This window comes from Rhodococcus sp. NKCM2511, assembly GCF_014905595.1.
GTDB lineage: Bacteria > Actinomycetota > Actinomycetes > Mycobacteriales > Mycobacteriaceae > Rhodococcoides > Rhodococcoides fascians.
Map to the genome: position 1 here is coordinate 2,221,911 of NZ_BNHJ02000001.1, position 25,237 is coordinate 2,247,147.

At 63.9% G+C, this 25,237-nt stretch carries 14 protein-coding genes; 8 read left to right on the forward strand and 6 right to left on the reverse strand.

What is annotated here, in order from left to right; all coding sequences use genetic code 11:
• The first annotated feature begins 85 nt into the window (after positions 1–85).
• From JLZ96_RS10225 to JLZ96_RS10240, 4 genes are read left to right on the forward strand one after another with little or no spacing between them, the layout of a single operon-like run.
• The gene (locus JLZ96_RS10225) at positions 86–1,390 is read left to right on the forward strand and encodes a glycosyltransferase (RefSeq protein WP_201009997.1); all 1,305 of its coding nucleotides are present in this window, start codon (positions 86–88) and stop codon (positions 1,388–1,390) included.
• Complete coding sequence (locus tag JLZ96_RS10230; RefSeq protein WP_201009998.1) at positions 1,387–2,781, forward strand: hypothetical protein; 1,395 nt, start codon at positions 1,387–1,389, stop codon at positions 2,779–2,781. The genes JLZ96_RS10225 and JLZ96_RS10230 overlap by 4 nt, the downstream gene beginning before the upstream one ends.
• Positions 2,782–2,789: 8 nt before the next feature.
• Positions 2,790–4,217, forward strand: a complete 1,428-nt coding sequence (locus JLZ96_RS10235) for a hypothetical protein (RefSeq protein ID WP_236253872.1) — start codon at positions 2,790–2,792, stop codon at positions 4,215–4,217.
• On the forward strand, positions 4,214–5,620 hold the full coding sequence (locus JLZ96_RS10240; RefSeq protein ID WP_236253873.1) for a glycosyltransferase: 1,407 nt from the start codon (positions 4,214–4,216) through the stop codon (positions 5,618–5,620). Before JLZ96_RS10235 ends, JLZ96_RS10240 begins: the two co-directional genes overlap by 4 nt.
• Here the strand turns inward: JLZ96_RS10240 and JLZ96_RS10245 are convergent.
• The 5 genes from JLZ96_RS10245 to JLZ96_RS10265 form a co-directional block, all read right to left on the reverse strand.
• Entirely contained in the window at positions 5,617–6,285 is a 669-nt protein-coding gene (locus JLZ96_RS10245; RefSeq protein WP_201009999.1) for a hypothetical protein, read from the reverse strand. The two genes, JLZ96_RS10240 and JLZ96_RS10245, sit on opposite strands and share 4 nt — an antisense overlap.
• A gap of 295 nt (positions 6,286–6,580) precedes the next feature.
• Positions 6,581–6,757 carry a hypothetical protein gene (locus JLZ96_RS10250; protein WP_179275063.1) on the reverse strand — a complete coding sequence of 59 codons (177 nt, stop codon included), beginning with the start codon at positions 6,755–6,757 and terminating at the stop codon, positions 6,581–6,583.
• A gap of 26 nt (positions 6,758–6,783) precedes the next feature.
• Positions 6,784–7,089: a hypothetical protein gene (locus tag JLZ96_RS10255; protein WP_201010000.1), complete on the reverse strand. Its 306-nt coding sequence runs from the start codon at positions 7,087–7,089 to the stop codon at positions 6,784–6,786.
• 103 nt (positions 7,090–7,192) lie between these two features.
• Positions 7,193–8,068, reverse strand: a complete 876-nt coding sequence (locus JLZ96_RS10260) for a cyclopropane mycolic acid synthase family methyltransferase (RefSeq protein ID WP_201010001.1) — start codon at positions 8,066–8,068, stop codon at positions 7,193–7,195.
• On the reverse strand, positions 8,068–17,868 hold the full coding sequence (locus JLZ96_RS10265) for a non-ribosomal peptide synthetase (RefSeq protein WP_236253874.1): 9,801 nt from the start codon (positions 17,866–17,868) through the stop codon (positions 8,068–8,070). The genes JLZ96_RS10260 and JLZ96_RS10265 overlap by 1 nt, the downstream gene beginning before the upstream one ends.
• A gap of 267 nt (positions 17,869–18,135) precedes the next feature.
• Here JLZ96_RS10265 and JLZ96_RS10270 point away from each other — a divergent pair, with 267 nt between their 5' ends.
• From JLZ96_RS10270 to JLZ96_RS10280, 3 genes are all read left to right on the forward strand, one after another.
• Positions 18,136–19,911 (forward strand): DUF4012 domain-containing protein, encoded by a 1,776-nt coding sequence (locus tag JLZ96_RS10270; protein WP_201010003.1) that lies wholly within the window; start codon positions 18,136–18,138, stop codon positions 19,909–19,911.
• Positions 19,912–20,156: 245 nt separating this feature from the next.
• Positions 20,157–20,651 (forward strand): DapH/DapD/GlmU-related protein, encoded by a 495-nt coding sequence (locus JLZ96_RS10275; protein ID WP_201010004.1) that lies wholly within the window; start codon positions 20,157–20,159, stop codon positions 20,649–20,651.
• A gap of 103 nt (positions 20,652–20,754) precedes the next feature.
• Entirely contained in the window at positions 20,755–22,926 is a 2,172-nt protein-coding gene (locus tag JLZ96_RS10280; RefSeq protein ID WP_201010005.1) for an acyltransferase family protein, read from the forward strand.
• Between the two features lie 355 nt (positions 22,927–23,281).
• Here JLZ96_RS10280 and JLZ96_RS10285 read toward each other — a convergent pair whose 3' ends face one another.
• Positions 23,282–23,479, reverse strand: a complete 198-nt coding sequence (locus tag JLZ96_RS10285; protein ID WP_201010006.1) for a hypothetical protein — start codon at positions 23,477–23,479, stop codon at positions 23,282–23,284.
• Between the two features lie 397 nt (positions 23,480–23,876).
• Here JLZ96_RS10285 and JLZ96_RS10290 point away from each other — a divergent pair, with 397 nt between their 5' ends.
• On the forward strand, positions 23,877–25,166 hold the full coding sequence (locus JLZ96_RS10290; RefSeq protein ID WP_201010007.1) for an O-antigen ligase: 1,290 nt from the start codon (positions 23,877–23,879) through the stop codon (positions 25,164–25,166).
• Positions 25,167–25,237: the final 71 nt, after the last annotated feature.

Here is a 25,237-nt window from a genome sequence, read left to right on the forward strand (position 1 = left end):
CAACACCCGATCTGCCCCTGTGAGACGAAAGATGGTGCTGTGTAGTGCAATACCTCGGTACGGCGCAATTCTTGGGGGCGAACAAGTGAAAATAGCGTTCGCCATCAACGGTACTCGCGGCGACGTGCAACCTGCCGTCGTACTTGCCGCAGCCCTGACCGCACGGGGACACGAGGTTTCGGTGGGAGTGCCGCCGAACCTCGTCGAGTTCGCCCGCGGCTGCGGACTGGAGGCCACTGCTCTCGGCCCCGACACGCGAACACACATGAAGATGGTCACCGAGGCGCGGGCCGAGGCGGGCCGAAACCCGTTGCGCCAGATCAGAGCCGTCGCACAGCTGCGTGATCTCGGGTACTCGGAGTTGATCACCGACCTGGGCGACATCGTGGACGGTGCCGATGCCATCGTCACGGGTTTCACCACCGAACAGATCACGCTCGCGTACGCAGAAAGCGCAGGTGTGCCGCTGATCTCGTTGCACCACGCACCCGTACGCCGCAACACGGTCCATGGCCCGCTACCGAGTCTGCACTGGGGTGGTACACGCACGGTTCTCGCGCAATGGTGGCTGTTCGACCGGCTTTTCGGACTCATGACCCGACGTCGCGACGCTCTTCTGCGCGAGCGTCTGGGTTGCGCCCCGGCGCTCCGATCACCAGCGGCTCAGCTCGTAGCGGCACCAGGAATCGAGATCCAGGCATACGATCCGTTGTTCGCGGTACGGAACGACCCGGTGTGGGACGCCGACGCAGCCCGCCGACCCCGTCCAGTGGTCGGCTTCCTGGAACTACCGGCTCGGCTTCGACTCGGCCTCGACGAGATGCACTCAACCGAGGAACTGTCGGACTGGTTCGATGCCGGGGATCCCCCCGTCTACGTCGGATTCGGCAGCATGCCGGTCCGCGACCCGGCACAGATGATCGACGCTGCTGTCACCGCCACACGTCGGCTGGGTCGTCGACTTCTGTTGTGTACCGGTTGGAACGACCTGCCGACGGATTCCCTGACAGGACAGGACATCCGCGTCGTGAGGGCCGTCGACCACGACGCGGTGTTCGGTCGGTGTGCGGCAATCGTCCACCACGGCGGGGCGGGCACCACGGCTGCCGCAGTGCGGTCTGGGACGCCGTCGGTGATCTGCTGGTACGGCTCCGACCAGCCGTTCTGGGGTCGTGAACTGGAGCGGCTCGGGGTAGGTGCGACGCTACCCGCGCGGCGGCTGGACGCCGATCTCCTCACCGGCGCGCTCACCCGCGTGCTCGACCTCCGTGGGAGACACGCAACCGTCAGCGCAGCAACACAATTGATCACGGGCGACGTAGCGCTGGCGCAGGCCATCGACCACATCGAGACGGCCGTGACATCGCGACGAGTGGGGCAGACTCGATGATGCACTCCGTACAGGGCAGACTCGCCGATGAAGATGCCACCTACTGGTTCCTGAGGCGGGCATTCGGGTGGTCGGTAGTCCTACAGCTGGTCTGGATCACGGACTCCCCGGTGTCGAAAGCAGTGCTCACCGAGGTGAATTCCGCGTTGGCGAGCGGACGCCTGCACCGACGGCTCGTCCCACCCACAGTGCCGGGGGCGCGTCCACGCTGGGTACGCGCAACAGGTGAGCCCGCCTGCCGGATCGACGACGACGCAGTGGAGAACTCCGACATCGATCGCTGGGCGGCGGAGGAGTTGGCTTCGGTCGAGTTGGATGCGGTCGAGGGCGGCTGTTGGCGGCTGCGCGCGACCAGTCGCGCGGGGGGAGGCACCGTCGTTTCGCTGTGCGCACTGCATCTCGCCGCGGACGGCAAGACCATGGTGACAGCTGCTGCAGCAGCGCTGGCGGCTGTGTCACCGAACGCGTTGTCGCCGAACATACTCACTGAGCGTGCACTGACATCGGAGACGGGCACCGCGAGCGCGATCATCGCCGACACGATAGACGCGACCGGCAGAGTTCTGGCCGCGGGCCGAGGCGCACTGCGGGCCATCGGAGACGTGGTGGCCCAACACGCAGGATTCGGTGGTGCCGACACGGCCGACGCCAGCCCGGTCCCGACGCGTCCCGTCCGGGCACCGATGGCCGACAGATCACCGAAAGCAGTGGGCTCGTGGGCCACAGTGACCGTTCCCAGTGACGCCTGGGATGCAATAGCCGCACGACACGGAGGTACTGCCAACGTCTTGTTCGTGGCCGTCGTCGCCGGGTTGCTGAGGTCCAGTGGATACGCCCCGCTCGGAGACACGGTGAAGGTGGGAATTCCCGTCGACCGGCGCGGTGACAGCGATGACGACCGCGCCAATGCGACCGCGGGCGTGTCGGTGATGTTGACCGATCAGCCGGTACCGGGAGGCGACCTACGCAGCATTCGTTCCGCGTGTAAGGCCGCGTACCAACGGCTGGAGTCCGGGCACCGGAGCGCCGTGGCACACCTGTACCCGCTGACGTGGCTGCTTCCGCCGTCGTGGCTCGTCGGCGTGGCGACGTCGGGAACAGGCATGCCCGACGCGATGGTGTCCAATCTGGGCGTCGTCCCCTCGGCGGCGATGCGGTGGGGGGACGTCGACGCAACACGCCTTGCGTTCCGAGGCAACGCACAGGGCGTCGATGCGGCCCAGCCGTACCGATTCGGTGACGGCGCTCAGGCCTGGGCACTACGCACCGACACCACGTTCACGTTCTCGGTGTTGGGGTTCGATGAGAACAGTTTCGGTGGAGCGTCGCGGTTACGTGATCTGTTGGCAGCAGAACTGGCAGCGTGGCAGCTGCCGAACGAGATCTGGTGAGGAGCACGATGAGCACGACTATTGATGAAACCGATTCGGCAACAACGGAACAGGGTGCGGCGGTCGGGCCCAGCCCACGAGTGACCGGTTCCGACGAGTCCTATCTGCTTGCGGAGGATCTCTTCGGCATGGCGGCTCCGATGCAATTCGCGTGGGTTTTCGACGACGACCCCGGGCAGGCCGCGATCGAAATGCTCGGCGCTCGCCTCGCCCAGGGTCCGCTGCACCGCGCGGTTCGACGAACCAGGATTCCGGCTGCTCGGCACGCATGGGTCCGCTCCACACAGCCGCCGCAGGTGTTCGTGGACAACGACATCGACGACAATGCGATCGGCGAGTGGACGGAGGCGGCCGTCCGGCGGTCCGATATGGCACCCACCGAGGGCAGAGGCTGGCGGCTCGAGACGACGACTACCACCGGTGGTCGTCGGGTCGTGTCGCTGGCGGTCTCGCACATGATCGCTGACGGGCAGGGCGTCTACCTCGCGCTCGCGGCAGCCGCGGCGCACGCACACACCCGACCGCTGCCCGATGCCCTCGGCGGTGTGCAGGAGATCCGAGACGATCTGCTCGACGGCGTCGATCAGATTCGCTCCGCGGCCATGTCGGTTCGCACCCTGCTCGCCGAACTCGTGCGTGCACGTAAGCAGAAGTCGACTGCGGTAACACCGACGGCCGGCGCCGGCGAAGCTCTTCCGTTCCAGAAGCCACCACGTCCGCCCGACTCGGGAGCTGCACCCGAGAATGCCGGTGCCGAAACAACACTCGTCAATGTCAACATCGATCGGAATACCTGGTTACGGCGTGCCGCCGACCACGGTGGCACCTCGAACAGTCTGTTCACCGTGATACTGGCGGGCATTGTGCAGGCATCGGCCTATCCCGTCGGTGATCGACTTCGGGTCTGTATCGCAGTGAACCGACGCGAGGGTGCCACCGACGAGCGGGCGAATGCGTCGGGCGGAGTGTGGATTCGTCTGGACAAACCGGTCGTCGCCGGGGGTGACCTCTCCCCTATCCGCACACTGAGCAAGAGCGCGTTCGCCAGCTACGCAGAATCGGGTGCGGATCGAGCCGCCGACAACCTCCAACCACTGGTCCGGTTGCTGCCGGGATGGCTCGTCGGACGACTGATGCGCGCTATCCCTGGTCCCGACACCACGGTCTCCAATCTCGGCATCGTCCCCGACGACGTACTGACGCTCGGTGGCCGGGAAGCGTCGTGGTTCACCGTTCGGGCCGTCACGCTCGGCACGCCTGCGGCACAGCGCCGCATACAGGGGCCCGGTGTGGCCGCGTGGCTCGTCGAATACGGAGATCGAATCACCCTGGCATTCTTCGGAATACATCCCGAGCACTTCAGCGACGAGGCCGTGCTGCGAGCCCTGATCACCGATCAGCTGTCCGCGTGGGACCTCCCCCACACATTCTGGTGACCGACCCGAAAGAGAACGCGATGATCGAGGTGGACCGCCGGATCGGAATCATGCTGTACGGCAGCCGAGGTGACATCCAGCCAGGAGTCTGTCTGGCGTTGGAGTTGCAGGCGCGCGGGGCTCGTCCCGTCGTCGCGGTACCGCCCAACCTCGTCGACTTCGCGACATCGGTCGGTGTGCAGTCGGTACTGCCGCTCGGACTGGACACTCATACGGCCTGGTCGTCGGACGAGGCCAACACCGCCCGAAGCAGGAATCCCATCGCGAAGACCAGGTTCGCCCTCGCGACGGTTCGCGCGGGCTTTCGCGCCTTCGACGACGCTCTCGTCGAGCTGTTCCTCGACGGGGATGCCCCGATGTCCGGCGTCGACGCAGTGGTGGTCTCACCCCTCGGTCAGGATCGTGCGCTCGCGCTGTCCCAGAAACTCGGGCTCCCGTTGACGGTGCTGCGGTACGGACCGATGTCCGAGAACGGCGTCCTGGGCGCGATTCCCGGCCTCACCTCGGGCTGGTCCGCGACGTGGAAGAGACGGTCGTGGAGAATCGCCGACCGCATCACCTGGTGGGCAACGGGGTGGAACGAGAACGCTTTTCGTCGTCGACTCGGTCTCCCGAAAGCACGATCACCGTTGCCGACCCGGCTGTCCGAGTTCGGAGTTGTGCAGATCCAGGCATACGATCCGGTGATCGTGCCCGGTCTTGCCGAGGAATGGGGTGCGCACAAGCCCATCGTCGGGTTCTTCGACCTGCCGCGACGAGAGCGCGCAGGGCTCGACGAAGCGGTGTTGACGCCGACTCCCGACGGCCATTCCGGCACCGGCACAGACTCTTTGGCCAACTGGCTGGCAGCGGGACCCCCGCCCGTCTTCGTCGGATTCGGCAGCATGCCGTTGACCGATCCCGACCAGCTGATAGAGACCGTGCGCCGGGCCGGGCAGCTGATCGGTGCCCGATGCTTGATTGCCATCGGCGACCGCCGGGGACCCGACCGTGCTGACCCCGACGTGTTCTTCGTCGGCAACGTCGACCATGCGGCTGTACTCCCCCACTGCTCGGCCGTTGTTCATCACGGCGGTGCCGGTACCACCGCGGCGGCGATGCGCGCCGGACTGCCGATGGTCATCTGCACCGTCACTGCAGATCAACCGTTCTGGGGCGCGCGGATCACCGAGCTTGAAGTCGGTCGAGCGATGAAGCTGTCCGCAATCACGCCAGAGAAGTTGGCAGACGCGCTCGGTGCTGTACTTACACCCGACACTGTCGCCACAGCAGCAGCATTGGGTTCATCGATGGTCGCATCCAACAAGGCCGTGGCCGACGCAGCCGACTTGATTCTGCGTACCGTGCCGAGTGCGGTCTCGGAAGCAACAGAGCCGACGTTGGCTGTCGACGCGACAAGCTAGACCGGACGGAAGCCGGCCCCCGGCGCACCTGATTGATTCAGCAGCCGAACGGATTCCGCCGCCGACGCGTACGCGGTGGGACTGAGCAGCGGCACCCCGGAGGCGTGGCTCGTGATGCCGACGAGGGTGGTGCCGACGACCAGAGGTCCACCGGAGTCGGACCAGACAGTGAGCGCGTCGGACATCAGGTCGCTGCCGCGCGCGTCGACGATGCTGCCGCATGTCACTCCGCTGCCGAGCCCGGTCTTGCAGACGGGCTGCCCCACCGATCCGGTACCGATGTCGGTGACGGTGACTCCGCCCAGACTGTTGACGGGTACGACTTTGGTGGGGTCGAGAACGATGACGCCGTAATCCGGCCCCCAATGTCCGACGGCGGTAGTGCCGACCGGGGCCGCGGGTGATCCGACGAGCGTGACGGGTAGTCCCGACCGAAGGATGCAGTGGCCTGCGGTGAGCGCGACGAGTCGGCCCGCGTCGTCGTAGCCAACGGCCGCGATGGAACAGACAGTGAGATCATCGAGCCCACCGGTGGTGACGAACCCACTACCGGGGCCAACCAAGGGAAGTGGCGCTGCGGCCGCGGTGCCGGTGGTGGCCGCTGTGAACGCGAGAGCCAGGGCGGTGAACAGTCCACTGACAACACCGAGTCGAGCAATCTTCATGGTGGGCATTCCTCGTCGATGAATGTCGGTTCGGGGTGAGCGACGTTGGTCGCGTTTCACGCCCATCCAACCAGCGCCCGGCTACGAATGCGACTCGTGTGGTGGGTTCTCGGCATTGTTGCCGTGTGGTTGCTGATCGGCGCGCTCGTTGCCGTGTGGATCGGTCGTGGCATTCGCCGAGCGGACGTCGAGGAGTCGGCAACCGAGTCCCCGAGCAGGTCGACACAGGAACCACCACCCGAAAAGGACGCCGCGTAGTCGAGCGGAGCCACTGCGAGCCGGCTTCAGGAACGCGTCATGGGCGAACCGTGCGACCTCGGAAGAACACGGCAACTCCCATCCCGATCAGGGCCAGAATCAGCGGTGCCACTATTGCCATGTTCGCGCCGATGGCAGTGAACAGGACCACCGCTGCCAGAGCCGCGAGAAAGTACACCACCGCAAAACGTGGTGCCCAGAACACTGTGTGCACGGATTCCTCCTACATCAGAAGCAGTCTCACTCGGACCAGAAGACGAGAACGATTACGACCAAGACGACGAACAGCACCAGGCCACCGCCGGACAGAGCAAGTGTTCGCGCGTTGGTCACGTTGAAAACCCCGTCGCCTGCTGGGGTGGCGTTGCTTTCGGTGATCGAAAACGTGACCGCGAGCAAGAGCAAGAACTCGACAACCCATACCCACCAGGGCAAGTCGAGTCGTGCCATCGTCAACGCGGATCCAAGCGTGATGGCCAGCGACACTACTGCCGCGTAGACCACTGACGGCAGGGTCACACCCCACGGAGTCCGGATGCTCTTCATGTCTCCACCCCGGCCCAACCGCTGCCCCGCATTTTACGAACATGGCCACTATCGTTAGCCAGAGTACCTAGTTGACCTCCCCAGTCAAGGGCTGGTCGCACCATCACTCCGTAAGCGCGTCCCCGGCTTCGAGGGTGAACTGCACAACGTTGATGCGTGAGTTCTTGAATCGCTCCGACGACCCGGTGAGGTATTGCACGTATTTGTCGTAGGTCGCTTCCGACGACAGTGCGATGGCCTCGTCCTTGGACGCGATCAGCTTCTCGGCCCACGTGTCGAGTGTGCGTGCATAGTGTGGTCCCAGCGCATGCTCGCGGAGCAACTCGAATCCCGCCTCGGCCGCTTTCGCCTTCACCACCTTGACCAACGTCAACTGCCCACCGGGAAAGATGTCGCGCAGGATGAAGCGGGAGAAATGCGCATCCTCACGCGTGAGTCCACCCCCGGAGGCTGGGTCGGGCGGGGTGATGACGATGGTGTGCAACAACATTCGCCCACCCGGCTGCAACACCGAGCGGCACTTGGCGAAGAACGCCGAATACCGCTGACGTCGGAAGTGCTCGAACGCGCCGATGCTGACGATCCGATCGACGGGCTCGTCGAATTCCTCCCAACCCTGCAACCGGATGTCGACGTTGCGTTCGGTCGGGAGGTCGGCGACGAGCGCGCGGCCACGGTCGTACTGATTTCGACTCAACGTCAAACCGATGACATTGACGTCGTATTTCTCCACCGCCCGTTTGACGAGAGCTCCCCAGCCGCAACCGATATCGAGCAGTGTCATGCCCGGCTTCAGATCGAGCTTGCCCAGCGCCAGGTCGATCTTGGCCGTCTGCGCTTCCTCCAACGTCATGTCGTCGCGCTCGAAATAGGCGCAGCTGTACGTCATGCTCGGATCGAGGAACAGCGCGAAGAAATCGTCCGACAGGTCGTAATGCGCCCGCACATCGTCGACGAACGGCTCCAGTTGTTGGTTCATCACGCCACACCCTTCCCCACAGCATCGGTGCCGATCACTCGGCCTAGTGCACGGGCACCCTGCTCGCCCAGCATGTCTTCGTGTTCCACATCGACCTCTGTCACCGAGATCCGGCCGTCGACCAGAGCCGTCCAGTGCTTCGCGCCGTCCGAGCCCCGGGCGGCGAAGTAGTGGACATCGCCCGCGTACACCGCCGGCTCGTACGACGCGACCCAGCTGGGAGCCGAGACGACCGGTCGATACATGGCGCGCAGATCATCCTCGGTGAGGAACGCCAGTTCGGTTCGCGTACTCCGTAATTCCACAACGATGTCCTCGAAGGACGTCGCCTCGACCCCGAGCTGACGAGCCAGATCGTCGACGCCGAATTCCTCGGCGTCGTCGGGTGCCGCGAGTTGCGCATCGACGAGGGCCAGCAGCGGGACGTCCTCGCCTTCAGACTGCAACTGCACGGCCACCGCGTGGGCAATCACGCCGCCGAGCGACCACCCCAGCAGGTGGTAAGGCCCGTGAGGCTGCACATCTCGAATCATCCGCGCGTATACGAAAGCGAACTCCTCGATCGACGACGGCGCAGCGTCGCGGTTCGAGATGCCCGGATCCTGCAGGCCGTACACCGGGCGGTCCGTCTCCCCGAGCAACGACAGGTAGCTCCAAGCAATTCCGATGGCCGGGTGCACACAGAACAGAGGTGCGCCCACGCCGTCGGTCCGCAGCGGCAGCAGCACATCGAACGCGCCACTCGATTCGGCATCCCCGTCGTCCATGTCGAGGCGCGCGGCCAATGCCGTGATCGTCGGGTGCTCGAGCAATGCACTGATCGGAATTCGACGGCTCAGTTTGTCGCCGAGGGCGTCCATCACCTGCACCGCCGACAGGGAGTGCCCGCCGAGGTCGAAGAAGTTTTCGTCGATGCCGATGTCGTCGGCGGCAAGGTGCAGTACGTCGGAGAACACGGTGTGCACCAGCTCTTCGGTGGACGAGACCGGCGCGCGCCGTTCACTCGACATCACTGCGGGCTCGGGCAGCCTGCTCGTATCGACCTTGCCCGACAACGTCATCGGCAGTGCATCCACGACGGTCACGGTGCTGGGCACCATGTAGGCGGGCACTGTTCTCGCCAGGAAGTCGCGAGTCTCTCGCGCTTCGACCGCACCCACCACGTAGGCAGCCAACGAGTTCGCATGCCCGATCACGCTGGCTTGACGCACAGTCGGGTGACGCAGCAATGCCGCCTCGACCTCGGCGAGTTCGACGCGATGGCCGCGGATCTTCACCTGTGAATCGACTCGGCCCAGGTATTCGAGTTCGCGTCCGGTCTCGCGCGCCACCCACCGCACCAGATCGCCGGTGCGATAGAGCCTGCCGTCGCCGAAGGGATTGGCGACGAAGCTGCTCGATGTCAACGCAGCGTCGCCCACGTACCCCTCGGCCAGGCCGGCCCCGCCCAGGTACAGCTCCCCCACGACGTCGGTGCCCACCGGTCGCAGACGGGCATCGAGAACCACCGTGTCGAATCCGAGGGTCGGTTCGCCGATGGTCACCGCAGCCGATGCCCAGTCCCGCTGATGCGTGGTGCAGGTGCTCATGACGGTTCCCTCGGTGGGCCCGTACGCATTGAACACGGAGCGATCCTGCGACCATCGCTGCAGCAGTGCAGAATTGGCGGCCTCGCCGGCCATGACGACCACACGAAGAGAAGGCAGAGCCGCGGAGTCGGTCACCTGCAGCACGGTCGGGGTGAGGCAGGCGTGGGTCACCTGGTGCCGGTCGATGAGCGCTTCGAGTTCGCGTCCTCCGTGGACGTCGGGCGGCACGATCACCACGCTCGCACCGGCACCGACGGCCATCAGTGTCTCGAAGATCGACGCGTCGAAACTCGGTGACGCGAACTGCAGCACCCGTGATGCCGGCTGAACGTCGAACAGGTCTCGTTGGTTCTGAACGAGATTCGCGATTCCGCGGTGCGTCACCCGCACACCCTTGGGTGCCCCGGTGGATCCCGAGGTGTAGACGACGTACGCCGTGCTGTCGACGGGGACTGCGCGTACCTGGAACTGGTCGAGCTCGTCACCGTCGACCGTCAGCCAATCGTTTCCGGCCGAATGGAAGTCCACGGGCGCAATTCCCGTCGCGGGGGCTGCGCGATCGAGAATTTCCCGTACTCGCGCGGCGGGCTGCGACGGGTCGATCGGCAGGAAGCCGGCACCGGTCTTGGCCACGGCCCAGATCGCGGTGAGGTACTCGATAGACCGTGGCAGGGCGATCGCCACCAGAGATCCCAGCTCGACTCCGGACCGGACGAGCTTGTCGGCCAGTGCATTCGATTGCCTGTCCAGTTCGCGGTAGGTCAGCGATCGTGCGTCGCCGATCACCGCGATGTTGTCGGGCCAGCTACTCGCCGCCCGCACGAATACTTGCGCCAGTGTGGACTGGTCGGCCGTACCGTCTCGGCGGGACACGACCGCCGATCCACCCTGGCCGAACTCTGCGCTGCCGAGACGAAGGTCCGGTGACGCAGCGACCGTGTTCAACACGGTAGTCAGACGTTCTGCGAGTCCGGTGACGACCGCCCGCGAGAACCGGTCGGCGGAGTACGCGAGTGTGCCCAGCATCCCGGTATCGGCTTCTTCGACGACGAATTCCAGATCGAATTGCGTCGCCGTGATGTCCACTCGACGCGGACTGACGGCGCTCTGGCCCAATTCGATTGTGGGCGTGCTGACGTCGCCGAAGGCCAGGAGTACCTGAAACAACGGGTGCGTATCGACGGCGCGGGTGGGTTGCACCGCGTCCACCACCCATTCGAACGGAACGTCCGAATTCGCGAAGGCATCGAGATCCCTGTTGCGCACCTCGGTCACGAAGTCCTCGAACGTCGTCGCCGGATCGACGTCGGTCCGCAGGACGACGGTGCCGACTAACATGCCGACGAGGTGGTCGAGCGCCGGGTCTGCTCGGCCCGATACCGGGGTTCCGATGGCGATGTCACGCGTGCCGCTGGCCTCGGCGAGTACGACCGCCAGCGCCGCGTGGACGACGACGAAGACCGTCGCGCCCAGTCGATGTGCGAGCGATCGAAGACTCGCGAGAGTGTCTGCGTCGACGGCGAACTGCACTGCAGTCGCGTCGTGCTCCGTGTCCGGAGTGCCGGTGGGAAGGTCGAGGAATTCCGGCAGACCGTCCAGCGTGCGACGCCAGAAGTCGAGTTGGTCGGCGGCCACCGCGTCCAGTACATCGCGTTGCCACACCCGGTAGTCCGGATAGTCGACGGCGAGTGGAGTGAACTGCGGAGCGGCTCCGGCCGTTCGAGCCAGCAGAGCCGTTTCGATGTCGCGGCTCAGTGGACGTAGCGACAGGCCGTCGACCGCGATGTGGTGGGCGACGACGGTCAGCACGCGCTCACCGCGACGTTCCGCGAGCATCAGTTGCAGTGGTGCCTCGACGGTCAGGTCGAAGCCCTGCTGCGCCACCCCGCCGATGCCGGCATGGGCGTCGTCCAGTGTCGACAGCACGATCTGCGGATCCAGCGCGACGGTCACGGGCCCGTCCCCCGTCGACGGGTAGACCGTGCGGAGCGGCGTATGCCGTTCCAGCACATCGGCAATCGCCGCGCGCAGCACCTCAAGGTCGAGGACTTCTGGAAGCGTCACCTCGAAGGCGATGTTGTATGCCGCCGATGTCGGGTCGTATCGATTCTGCAGCCAGATGCGCCGCTCGGCCGGCGCGAGGCCGGAGTAGGAGCCCGCATCGGCGCGGTGCACCAGCGCGGGGAGTGCGGTGTAGTTGTCGGACAGCAACTCGATCGCCGACGCGAGCTGCGCCGCGGTGGGGGCCTCGAATACCGTCCGCACCGGAACCCGAACGCCGAGAACCGCACTGATGCGGGTGGCCACGCGGGTGGCCGCGAGGGAGTCTCCGCCGAGGACGAAGAAATTGCTGTCGACGGCGGGGGCGTCGATTCCCAAAGTGTCGGCGAAGATTCCGAGGATGACGTCCTGCGTCAACGTGCGTCCGGCCCCAGACTCGGAGTCCGACGGCACCGCCGGAAGCAAGGCCGCCTTGTCCACTTTTCCATTGCCGGTCAACGGAATACGATCGATCGACGTGACGACGGCCGGCTGCATCGACAACGGCAGCCGGTCCAAGAGCCACTGGGCCGCGTCGAACTCTCCGGTTCCCACCACCCAGGCGTGAATTCTGTTGTCGACCACCAGTGTTGTCGCGGCGCTGACGTCGGGATGTGCCGTCAGCGCACTCTCGATGTCTCCCAGTTCGATGCGCACACCGTTGATCTGCACCTGGTCGTCGCGTCGACCGCGGTAGTCGAGCAGACCCGAGAGCTCACGTCGGACGAGGTCGCCGGTCCGGTACATCCGGGCACCGCCGTCGGTTGCGACGAAGCGAGCGGCGGTCGACGCCGGATCGGAGCGGTAGCCGCGAGCCACGCCGGACCCCGCGAGATACAGCTCTCCGACGCCTCCGAGTGGCACCAGCTGCAATCGGTCGTCGAGCACGAATGCTCCGACGTGGTCCAAGGGGCGGCCGATCGTGACGGGCTCTCCAGCGCGCAGTGATTCGGCCAGGGTGGCCACCACCGTGGCTTCGCTGGGTCCGTAGGCGTTGAGCATCGACCGTCCGGTCGACCACTCGTCGACGACCCCGGCACCAAGCACGTCTCCGCCGACCGCGACGGTCTCGACGCCGGCAACCGGGGGCACCGTCGCGAGTACCGCGGGGGTGGACAGGTAGTGGGTCACCCGATGCTCGGTGAGGAAGGCTGCCATCTCCTCACCGCCGAGGAGGTTACGCGGGGCGATCACTATGGTCGCTCCGGCCCCGAATGCGAGCACGAGCTCGAGCACGGCGGCATCGAAGTTCACCGAGTAACCGTGCAGCACCCGTGACGTCGCTTCGACTCCGTAACGCTTAACAACTTGCTGCGCCAGTGAATACACACCCTGATGCGTCACGACGACCGGCTTGGGCGTACCGGTGGAACCCGACGTGTGAATTACATAGGCCGGGTGCGCAGGGTCGAGCGTCGCCAGTCGATCGTCGTCGGTCAGTGGCGCGTCGCTGAAGGTCTGCGCGTGGCTCTCCTCGACCCACGGCAGTCCCGGTTCCGTTCCGCCGAAACCGATGTCGATGGGCCCCAGCATCTGCTCCCGTCGGGCCGCCGGGTAGCGGGGATCCACCGGCACGAATGCTCCGCCGGCCTTCACCACGGACCACAACGCCACGATGTACTCGGCCGAACGCTCAAGCGACAACGCGACGAGAGTTTCCGGTCCCACGCCGTGGGCGATCAACAGTCGCGCGATCCGGTTGGATCGGCGATCGAGTTCCGAGTACGTCAGCGATTCCAGGCCATCAATTGCAGCCGAATCTGCTGTGCCACCAACCATTACGTCGAGGATCGTGCCGGTGGCGGATTCGGCCGGTTGTGTCGGCGCATCGGCGAGAGCGAGGTTGCCGACGACAAATGCGGAGTCCGTGACTGCCGCGTGCAGGATTGCCGTCACTGCCGACGCGAACTGCTCGACGGTGGCCCGGCGATACAGGTCCAACGCGTATTCGATCTGTCCGACGAGACCGGCCGATTCGGCCTGTCCGGCGGAGAATTCCTCCAGCATGAGATTGAGGTCGAACTCAGCGGTACGAGTGGGGATCTCCAACACCGAGAACGGCAGGTCGTCGACCGATCGGTGCGGTGCATTGTCGAATACCAGCATCACCTGGAACAGCGGGTGCCGGTCCAGCGATCGATCGGTCGTCACGGCGTCGACGATGCGCTCGAACGGCACGTCCGAGTGAGAGAAGGCGTCGAGGTCAGCGGAACGGACGGCACCCAGTAGGTCGGCGAAACTACCGGCCGGGTCCACTGTGACTGCGAGAGGGAGTGTTCCGACGAACATTCCGACCATCTCGTCGAGCGCCTCGTGGCCTCGCCCGGCCGTCGGCGATCCGACCACCACGCGGTTCGATGTTCCGAATCGACTCAGGGCCGCAGCCACCGCGGCGTGGACCACCATGAACGTGGTCGCGTTGTTCGACCGCGCCAGCTCACGGATACCCGCATGCAGGTCCGGCCCGATCTCGAAGGGAACCGCGTCGGTGGTCATCGACTGCACTGCGGGCCGGGGGAAGTCGGACGGCAATTCCGCCAACGCGGTGTCGCGCTCCCCCAGCACCGAGGTCCAGAACGAAAGTTGTTCGTCGGCAATCGCATCCACCGATGCCCGGTTCCACACCGAGTACTGGCCGTACTGCGCGCGTAGGCGCGGCCACGTCGGCGCGTGACCGGCCGCGCGTGATGCGTGGGCGAACGCGAAGTCGCGCACGAGCGGGTCGAGGGACCATCCGTCCATCGAAATGTGGTGCACCACCACGGCGACCACGGTGTCGCCGGACTCCTCCACGCTCAGCAGCGCTGCCCGGATGGGCACGTCGGCCGAAACGTCGAATCCCTGCCCGGCAGTCCCGGCGACGGCGGCGTCGACATGGCGCTCGGGCACAGTGCGCGCCGGTACATCGACCAGGACGGTGTCGGTGGGCCGCACCACCTGCCGCGGACCATCGCCGTCGTCCGGGTAGTAGGTGCGCAACGCTTCGTGTCGTTCAGCGACGTCGCGCAGGGCTGTCAGAACCAGTGACGCATCGCTACCCGCTGCGACCCGGATGGCGATGGGCATGTTGTAGGCCGGCGATGTGGGGTCGAACTGGTTGAGGAACCATAGCCGCTGCTGCGCATACGACAGCGGGACATGCTCCGGCAGAACGGTATCGAGCAAGTCGAGCGACGCTTCACGCTCGGCCGAGGAATCGATGGCGGCCGCGACGGCGCGGACGGTGGGATCGGCGAACAACGCGGTGAGCGAGACTCCCGAGCCGAGGCGAGCGAGCACTCGGGTGGCGCTGAGCGAATCACCGCCGAGCTCGAAGAAGGAGTGCTCACGCCCCACCTCCTCGACGCCGAGGACGCCGGCGAACGCTGCGGCGACAGCGCGTTCGGTCTCGGTCTGCGGCGGCACGTACTCGGTGTCCGTCGGCTCGGTGGGGGCCGGTAGTGCGCGGCGGTCGACCTTGCCGCCTGCCGTCATCGGCAGTGCGTCCAGAACCACGATGTGACGAGGAATCATCCACGCCGACAACCGGTTCCTCAGGTGGCCGTCGAGCCCGTCGGCGGCACCGGTGACGTACAGGGCCAGTCGGTCGTCGCGAACGATCGCAACAGCCGCAGTCACCCCAGCGAAAGAGGTTGCTGCGGATTCGATCTCACCGAGTTCGAGTCGACGCCCGTGCAATTGAATCTGATGGTCGGAGCGGCCCAGATATTCGAGCGAGGACCCGTCGAACGACCACCGGACGATGTCGCCCGTCCGGTACAGCCGCGCTCCGGCCACGCCCGGGTCTGCAACGAACCGCGCCGCCGTCGAACCGAATTGGCCGTCGTATCCCCGGGCGAGTCCGTCGCCCCCGAGATACAGCTCGCCGACGCCGCCGTGGGGCGTGGGCCGCAGGTGCGAATCCAGTACCAGCGCACGAACACCCGGCAGCGGCGTACCGATCGTGACGCGCTCACCGGCGACCATGGGCGCAGACAGCGTCGCCAATACCGTTGCCTCGGTCGGGCCGTAGGCGTCGAACATCGTCCGCTCAGCAGTGGCGAACCGGTCACGCAACGTGGGTGGGCACTCTTCGCCGCCGACGTCGAAGACTTCGATGGAGTGCAGATCTTCCGGGTCGAGTGTCGCCAGCACCGTCGGCGAGGTGATCAGATGGGTGATCTTCTCGCTCGCCAGAAACTCGGCGAGGGCTGGCCCGGCGTAGACATCGGCCGGGGCGATCACCAGGGTGGCACCCGCCGCGAAGGCAGCGAGAACCTCCTGGATGGAAGCGTCGAACACCGGCGAGGCCAGGTGCAGCACTCGTGAGTCGGCGGTGACGGCGTACCGATCGACGACGTTGTCGGCCAATTGCGCCAGGCCGCGGTGAGTGACGCTGACGGCCTTGGGTTTTCCGGTAGATCCCGAGGTGTGGATGACGTAGGCCTCGTTGTCGACGTGCAGCGCCGGCGGCACGAGGTCACGCTCGTTCGCGTCGAGCAGATCCTCGATGTCGAACCATTCGATGGTGCTCGGAAGTTGTTCCAGCACATCCTTGGTGGTGATACCGAATTCGATGTCTGCGCCGGCCAACACCGTGGCCAGCCGTTCGGTGGGCTCGGCGGGGTCGACCGGAACGAACGAGGCCCCGGCCGTAGACACCGACCACGAGGCGAGCAGCGATTCGTAGGAGCGTTCCATCGCAACAGCGATACGCTTCTCGGTGCCCGCGCCCAGCGAGACCAGTTGTGCAGCAATGTGTTCGGCGACCCTGGTGAAGTCCTCACTGGACTGATCGACGCCCGCGGCACGCACCACCGCACCGCGTCGCAGCAGCGACGACAGCGGTGCCGGCGTCACCGTGTCCGCAGGACGTGCAGTCAGCAACGCTGATTCGGCCTGGGCGTCGAGCACATCCAGTTCCGATACCGCAAGGCCCTCAGGGGCATTGACCACCGCACGCAGCAGAACCAGGAATCGGTGGTGATGGGCTGCGAGCTCGTCGGTGGAGTAGAGAGCCGGATTACCGAGGAAGTCGACGCGGGTGCTGGTGCCGGCAACTCCGGGGTAGACGTTGACCATCATGTCGTCGATGGGTCCGCTGGAGAGCACGCGGTATTCGCCGATGACATCGCCGAGCCGAATCGTGCTGTTGTACATCATGATGTTGACCGTGGGGCCGAACACTCCGCGTCCAGCGGCAGCGCTGCCGGTGCCGTCGCCGGTCTCGCGCTGCATGTCCTCGACGCGGAAGCGCTGATGGCGCAGCGCGCCGGTGAGTTCCACCTGAATACGTCGCAGGAGCTCTTCGACCGTCACACCCTGTTCGACGCCGATGCGCAGGGGCACGACGTTGGACATCATGCCGGAGGATTCCCGCAGTTTGGTGGTCGCTCGGCCCGATACAGGGAGGCTGAGCATCACGTCGTCGGTGTCGGTCATGCGCGCGAGATACAGCGCGAACGTGGCGAGTACGACGGGAACGTCGGAGCTGTTGTACCGATGTGCCACGGCCGCCACGGCTTCGGTGAGGTCTGCGTCCAGCACGGCCCCCACACTCACCGTCACGCCGCTCGGTGCTGCGCGTGTGTACGTGGTGCCGGCCAATCGGGGTGCGTCGAGGTGGCCGTCGAGTCGGCCGAGCCAGTACTGGCGGTCGGTGTCGTAGCGGGAGGAGTTGGGGTAGGCGGCCTCGTAGTCGTAAATCTCACGGACGCCGATGGCGCGCGTCTTGGGTATCTCGGTGCCCTCGGTCAACGCGGTGTACACCGCCGCGGTGCGTTCCTGGACGGAGATCGCGCCGAGTCCGTCCATGACGATGTGGTGGGCGCGGCTGTACCAGTAGTAGTGCGCCTCACCCACCTGAATGATCTCGGAGGCGATCAACTGATCGCGAACCAGATCGACGGGGCGACGGTACTGCTCGTTCATGTAGCGCTGAGCATCCTCGACGGGATTCTCGCGGTCTCGGAAATCGCGATAGATCATCGCGTACGGCACCCGGAGGTCTCGCCACTGATACGGATGCCCGTCGTGCAGCCCTATCCGCACTGCGGGCGATTCGAGTTGCCTGCACGCGATGTCCGTGGCTCGGATCAGTACGGCCGGATCGATATCGCCGCGAATTTCGACGTATTGGGCGATGGTGAACGGTACGTCCGGTGCCAGCTGCTGAGCGAGGTAGATATTCATCTGAGCAGCGGACAAAGGGAAGCGGCCATCCTCGAACAGCTCACCGACCTCTGGCGACACTCGATGACCTCCTCAACGCATATGCTTCGACGGCGTGAATTTTCGGCTGACGTGCCGCCCAGCAACGTCGATCTACATCGCCCGTGACAAACCTAGTCGACCCATTGTGAATGCTCTACCCGGATCGAACGACAGGTACGCCGGAACCGCCGCTCCCCTTTAGGCTATGCACTCGACCGACTTCCTATGACCGAGAGGCCACCGACAATGGCGACCAGTTCCACCGATGTTCGTGGTTCTCGATCCGGCAAGAAGCGGCCGATTCTCCTTACGGTGGGGGTGTTGCTGGTCGTCCTCGTCGCGTTTCTGGTGTGGCTGGGGTACGAGGCCTACACCGCTCAGTCCAGCCTGAACGCGACGCGCGACTCCGCTACGCAGGCGAAAGATGCTCTGCTCGACGGTGATGCGGCCGGTGCCGAGGCCGCGGCCGCTCGGGCTTCGGAATCAGCGGACGACGCGGTGTCGGCAACGACGTCCATCCCGTTTTCGATAGCGAAAGCCGTTCCTTACCTTGGTAGTCCGCTGAAATCGGTAGCTCAGATCACCGATGTGGTGCACGGTTTGGCCGTGGACGTCCTCACTCCCGCATCCACGGCGGGCGAAAGCCTGAATCCGAGCAGCCTCGTCGAAGGCGGCGGCAAGGTCGATACCGCGGCTCTCCGGGACGCACAACCTGTGCTGGAGCAGACCGCTGCCGCAGCCGAGGAATTGAGCCTCCAGGCGCAGCAAGTGGACGAGCCCGCATTCCTCGGCGTCGTGAGCGATGCACGTACGTCGTTGATCGATCAAACACACGATCTCGCAGGCCTGCTCACCAACACCCGCATCGCCAGTCAGCTGTTGCCGTCGATGCTCGGCGACAACGGCCCGCGCAGTTACTTTCTCGCGTTCCAGACCAATGCGGAGGCCCGCGGCACCGGCGGCCTGCTCGGTGGCTACGGCATCATTCGCGCCGAGAACGGCACAGCCCGTGTCGACACTCTCGGTAGCAACAACGAACTCGAATTCGCGAAGCAGCCCATCGACCTGGGCCCCGAATACAACGCACTGTGGGCACCGCGTAACACCACGACCGACTTCCGTAACTCGAATGCGAGCCCACACTTTCCGTATGCCGGCCAGATCTGGTCGTCGATGTGGACAGAGCAGACCGGTGAGGTGCTCAACGGTGCCATCGCCACCGATCCGATTGCGTTGAGCTACATCCTCGGAGCCACCGGCCCGGTCACACTGGCCGACGGCGAGCAGATCACTGCAGACAACGTCGTCGAAATCACCCTCAGCACAGCCTATTCGAGGTTCGGCGACGACCAGTTGGCACGTAAGGCGTATCTACAGCAGATCGCGTCTGCAGTGGTACAGAAGATGACCACGGGCGCTGCCCCCACCAGATCTTTGCTCGACGCGGTGGGCCGCGCCGGCAGTGAAGGCCGCATCTCGGTGTGGAGCGCAGACCCAGCCGAGGAGGCAATTCTGGCCGGCACCAAGGTAGGTCACGTGTTGCCGGACAGCCCGGCTCCCTACGCCAATGTGGTGGTCAACAATGCCGGTGGCAACAAGCTGGATTACTACCTGGCCCGCGATATCAAGTACTCGGCCGAATCCTGCACCGCTGGGACGCGTAAGTCGACAGTGACGGCGACGCTCACCAACAACGTTGATCCGAACGGCCTGACGTCCTACGTGGCGAGCACGTTCCAGCCCAACGTCCCGTACGGCACCAACGAGTCGATCGTCTATCTATACGGCACTCAGGGCGCAAAAATCACGTCCATGAAGGTGAACGGTGTCTCCGGATTCTCCATACAGGCCGGCACCGAATTAGGTCGTCCCGTGCAGGCCGCGTATCTGACTATTCCGCCGGGAAAGTCGCAGACGGTCACCTGGGAGCTCGAGGAGCCCTCGGCTCCGGGTGAGGCGACGGTGCCCGTGCAACCTCTGGTCGATCAGCCGACGGTGAGCATCGACGTTCCGCAATGTTGATGCCCAGCGCTAGCAGTAAGGTTGCCACAGCCCGCGCATCGTACTCGCAGCGGGCGCGCCGGGAGTACGGCCGTTCTCCTCCTATCGCGCTCTTCTTCTCGCCGCGTTCAAGGGTCATTCGTTGCGATGCTAGATCTCACACTCGACTGCGTCGTTTATTGAGACAGCCATGGCTGCCCATGACGTTGCGGTCAACCGATGGTGATTGTTGCAACGGACAGCAGAATTAATGGGAGGATTACTTCGTGATCACCCGCCTGCGAACCATCCTTCGCAACATAGTATTCAACGGCCTCATCTCGTCGACGCTGATCCCGTCAGAGATTCGCTGGTTCTTCTACCGAATTGCCGGACTGGAAGTTCAACGCTGCGGAATACAATCGCACTGCTTCATTGGCGGCACCAAGTTGCGCGTAGAACGTGCAGTCTTCATCAATCATGGAGCTTTCATAGACGCTATCGCACCTGTCACGATCGGCGCACAAACTGCTTTCGGCATGAACGTATCCATCATCACGACATCGCATGAAATCGGTCTTTCGGAGAGACGGGCCGGCAGGGGAGTATCCAGCGCGGTGACGATTGGCAGAGGGGTCTGGATCGGCGCGGGCAGCACCATCTGTCCTGGCGTCAACATCGGCGACGGAGCCGTTATCGGCGCTGGCTCACTGGTGCTGAGAGACTGCGAACCGGACAGCTTGTATGTCGGAAGCCCGGCAAGTTTAGTACGCAGACTGTGAACCGCGATTGAAAGCAAACTGTTGCTCCCGATGGCATGGCTGATTGCGCGTTACGCACCCGTCAAGACGGCGCTCAGCGAGCGGGCAGACTAGGCGGTACGGCATGATTCTCCGCATGACATCGGTGACCCGGGTGAACAGATCAAGTACTGCGACCACTCTAGCGCGGCTCGACATCCAAGGCCTGCGTATGGTCGCGGTGATTCTCGTCGTCCTGTCGCATCTATTCGGCTGGCCGCGCGGCGGTTTCATTGGAGTCGACGTGTTCTTCGTGATCTCCGGATTCCTGATCACTGGCTCACTGCTGCATACCTACGAAAAGACCGGCACCATCTCGTTCACCGATTTCTATCGGCGACGCATCCGGCGAATCGTTCCAGCTGCAACGCTAGTGCTCGTCGCGACGGTTGCCGCCGCTTACTTCATCGCCAACGCAGCCCGCGCAAAATCGATCTTGACCGATTCGGTGTACGCGTTCTTCTTTGCATCGAACTGGCGGTTCGCAATTGAAGGTACCGACTACTTCAGTGCCGACGCTGCTGTCTCACCCCTACAGCACTACTGGTCGCTGAGTGTCGAAGAACAGTTCTACTTCGTGTGGCCGCTGGTGATGCTGGCGCTCGCCGCCGCTGTGACTGCCCGAGCGGGCAGTCGCCGTGCTCGACTAGCTGCTTCTGCCGGCGTGATGGGGCTAGCTGTCGCAGCGTCTTTCACCTACTCCGTACTGGTCACGGCGGAGAACCCGACCTGGGCCTACTTTTCCACTTTTGCCCGAGTGTGGGAATTGGGGGTCGGTGCTCTCCTAGCGATCACCATCACATATCTCGAGCGTATCCCGCACCCGCTGCGCCCGGTGCTGGCGTGGGCTGGACTCGGGACCATAGTCGTCGGCGCATTCACGATCACAGAGGATGGTGGTGGGTTCCCCGCGCCTTGGGCAGCCGTGCCAGTACTCGGTGCGGCACTCGTCATCGCAGCGGGAGTCGGCGGCGACCATCGATATTTGCATTTACTCACCAACCGGGTCAGCACGTACCTCGGTGACATCTCGTACTCACTTTATCTTTGGCACTGGCCGGTGATCATCCTTCTCGGTGCGCTGATCGAACCTGGGTTGTACTACTACGCGGCCGCGCTTGGCATCATGTTCTCCCTTGCGGTGCTCGGGTACACCTTCTTCGAGGACCCGATCAGAAAATCCAACTGGCTGAGCACGCCGAACGAGGTCATCGAACGCAAGATGCTGAGCCTGTCCCGCTGGCGTCTAGCGTCGATCCCGAAAATGCCGTACGAAAAACAGGTCGCCGGAACCGGTGGACTGGCCCTGTTCACGGTTGGGCTGTCAGCCTACGCATTGTTTCCGCACGTCGTCGTGGCTCCGCCCGCAGCCTTGTCACCAACTACCGGCATTTCGACCGAAGTGGTCGGCCCAGCTCAGGCTGCGTTGACTGACGAAATCAGGAACGCCATCAGGGTCGATAGTTGGCCGGAACTCTCACCTTCCATGGACAGTGTGATCGCAGGGCCTCAAGTCCCCGACTTCGCTAGTGCGTGCGGTGGGACCTCAATTCCAAACCAGAGCGAGTGCACTTGGGGTTCACCAGACGCTCCCCGCAAGATCGTCGTAGTCGGGGATTCAGTTGCACTGACCTACCTCGCACCACTGAGAGTTTTCGCAGAAGGTTCCGGAGGTCAGTGGCAGGTCCAATCCCAAGCCATGTTTGGATGCACTTTCGTGGACTACGCGATCGGTAATTCCGATCAAGCACTCGTTGATGCTTGCCCCACGAGGAAGGCGCACGCTATCAATGCCATCAACGAACAACGGCCCGAACTCGTTGTCATCACTAACACGTATGAACCGAGAACGCAATTGGGCCAGCCCAAATCGTTGACCCCAAATGAATGGACTGCAGGCATGGAGCGAATGATCAGTCAGTTCGATGACAACGTGGGTCGCGTGGCGTTCCTGTCGCCGCCTCCATCCGACATAGACATCGGAGACTGCTACACACCAAACAGCGTTCCCGCCGAATGCATCAGTAACGTGACCAAGCAGTGGACGGACATTGCGGGGGCGGAAGAGAAGCTGGCAGCCAGCCACGGCGGACTGTTTGTAGATTCACGACCTTGGTTTTGCGCCGACGGATATTGCCCAAGTTTTGTGGGAGAAACTCCGACGAAGATGGACAAGGTTCACATGGCCCCCGCTTTTGGCGACAAGATCGCAGCGGCGTTCACCGAGACTCTTGCTGGGCTGTTGCCGACTCCATAGCGGTAGATTTGGGCCTCAGCGCTCCATTCTAAAGCCGAAAGGGTCGAAACCTTCATAGTTGAGTTACCAATAATGGAGTTCAGTACCGCGGGTTTGATCTGCGGCACGCAACTTTTCCACGTTTGCACCCGATGCTGAAGCCGGCGTACATAGAGGAAGACGAAGTAGCGGGAACGGTGCTGCCACCGCCGGGCTGTCGGCCGCGTCTTCGGTGCGAAAAAGAGGCCCCTCAATGAAGGAGCCGCCTGACCCGTTGAAACCATCAAGGTGGACGACTCCGGATTCTCCGAGCGCGAGTTTTCCGCTCGCGTCGTTCGCGATTTGGGAGTTGCCCGTAACACCGGTCAGCTCGACTCTAGAAGTTCGACGAGGAGTACGCCGGGATTGCCTCTTCGTATCCCACGCCGGTCATGACGGAGTCTCCGTCGGGAACTGTGACGACCATCGCCACGCGGTGATACTCCGCGCCCCCCGTTTCCGGGGCCACATTTAGATACATTGCGCCATCAGCGACTCCCTCCGTCTTGGCCAACAGCTGCGCGGTTGCCCACATGACCTTTCAGTGGCGTTGCCTCGCCGCTGGTGCCGTATGCGGCTTATAACGACTGCGTAAGGCGGTGTCGAAGAACCGCGAGCGAAACCCGCTTGGAGTGCCCTCAGGGACTAAAACATGCAGCGTGATTCCTACATGCAGTCGAAGCAATCTAATGGCCCGCTTGTCGAGTGGGGTCAGTGCCCTTTCTTTGGCGTCGTGGGAACATCTTCGCGCCACTGGTCAGTTTGTCGCTACCCGGAAGCAACGCAGGCTGGACCGCTACTAGATCCACCATCGCCATTCTCGTCTTCGGCGCTCCCGAGCCTGTTCATTGCACGCCGCACAAGGGCAGGCATGAACCCGTAGCGACTACTGTCCTGCGCGAGCGAGCACGAGGTACGGCATCATTGCGTTCATGGACTCAGCTCTTCCGACCATTGCGCGGCGCGACGTTACAAGGAATGTCGAACTCGACCGGCGCAAAGGCGTCGGTGTATACCTCTCGATCGCGGTACTCCTGCTCGTTGCCGTCCCAATCTTGCAGGTCAGTCTCGTCGGCATCCTGAGTCGCGTAGTGCCTTTGACTGTGGTCGGACTAGCCACTCTTGCGATTTATTCGCGGGGTTTGCGGTTCCGCTCGTACGTTCCAATGATTCTCCTGGCTACCTACTTGGCTTCGATGATGTTGGCTACGTACCGAGCTGCCGACCCTGAAGGGCCAACGCAGTCGCGGCTCCACGTACTCCTCGGTGTCTCGCTCATGGTGATGGCATTGATGGTCAACGAACGCGAACGGTTGATGGTCGTTCGGGTCATCGTTTTGGTAGCCGCGATGGAGGGCATCTATTCGGTGTTCGAAGCCGTCTTCCAGCCCGGTCCACTTTGGGGCTATTCGCGACTAAACGCGAACGGTTTACCGATCCTGCTTGAAAGCCAAATATTCGACGGAGTTATCCGTGCACAGGGAACACTTGGACAACCGTTGGTGCTGGCGTTCCTGATGGTTGTCGGGATCGGTCTTATTGTCGGTTTTCGACCGATGCCCCGTCAGTGGCTCAACGTTGTTGTGATCGCAGTATGCCTCGCCGGAATCCTTGCGGCCGGCAGCCGCAGCGGTTTGGCCGTCGCCGTGGTAATTCTCCTGTTCTCCGCGCGGCACCCGCTGAGTCGCGTCATCCTAGGTCTCTATGCCGCAGCATCCGCGATTGCACTGCTCACAATGTCCGGGTTCTGGGAGTCGCAGGTATTCCAGCGTTTCCTCAACAGCGATTCGCTTGGGCACCGACAGTCCTCGTTCAGCTCGCTCGGTCAGCTACTTACTGAGCAGGGGGCGGTGAACCTAATGGTCGGCAACGGCTTCTGGTCCACAATCCGCCTGTACCGGGAAGGGCTACTACCCAGCGCTGGTGGGTTCTACGCGGTCGACAATCAGCTAATCTCCACGCTTGCAGAGGTTGGCTTGATCGGTGTCCTAGCCATGGCCGGCCTCGCCGTCTTTGCCGTCGTTCAGGGTGATCGCCGATTGATGTGGGCCGTCGTCGCTACGTTCGCGATGTGGTGGACATTCGAGGTGATGATGTGGCCGTCGAGCTACGCACTTCTCATTGTCGCGGTGGGGCTCGCAGCGAGCAGCAAGCCAAATGGGTTTCGCACGGGAGCACGATCTATACAAAACACTGCTGGCGTAGCGGTTAGCCGTCTTTAGGTCTCAAGAGCAAAACTAATGCCAGCGGAGGTTTCGCACAGCGTTTAAGCGCTTAACCGGCTGCCGGCGCG

Coding starts and splice junctions, on each gene's coding strand:
- JLZ96_RS10270 (WP_201010003.1), top strand. CDS start 18,136: ATGGCGACCAGTTCCACCGATGTTCGTGGTTCTCGATCCGGCAAGAAG.
- JLZ96_RS10260 (WP_201010001.1), bottom strand. CDS start 8,068: ATGAACCAACAACTGGAGCCGTTCGTCGACGATGTGCGGGCGCATTAC.
- JLZ96_RS10285 (WP_201010006.1), bottom strand. CDS start 23,479: ATGTGGGCAACCGCGCAGCTGTTGGCCAAGACGGAGGGAGTCGCTGAT.
- JLZ96_RS10235 (WP_236253872.1), top strand. CDS start 2,790: ATGAGCACGACTATTGATGAAACCGATTCGGCAACAACGGAACAGGGT.
- JLZ96_RS10230 (WP_201009998.1), top strand. CDS start 1,387: ATGATGCACTCCGTACAGGGCAGACTCGCCGATGAAGATGCCACCTAC.
- JLZ96_RS10265 (WP_236253874.1), bottom strand. CDS start 17,868: ATGAATATCTACCTCGCTCAGCAGCTGGCACCGGACGTACCGTTCACC.
- JLZ96_RS10255 (WP_201010000.1), bottom strand. CDS start 7,089: ATGAAGAGCATCCGGACTCCGTGGGGTGTGACCCTGCCGTCAGTGGTC.
- JLZ96_RS10290 (WP_201010007.1), top strand. CDS start 23,877: ATGGACTCAGCTCTTCCGACCATTGCGCGGCGCGACGTTACAAGGAAT.
- JLZ96_RS10280 (WP_201010005.1), top strand. CDS start 20,755: ATGATTCTCCGCATGACATCGGTGACCCGGGTGAACAGATCAAGTACT.
- JLZ96_RS10245 (WP_201009999.1), bottom strand. CDS start 6,285: ATGAAGATTGCTCGACTCGGTGTTGTCAGTGGACTGTTCACCGCCCTG.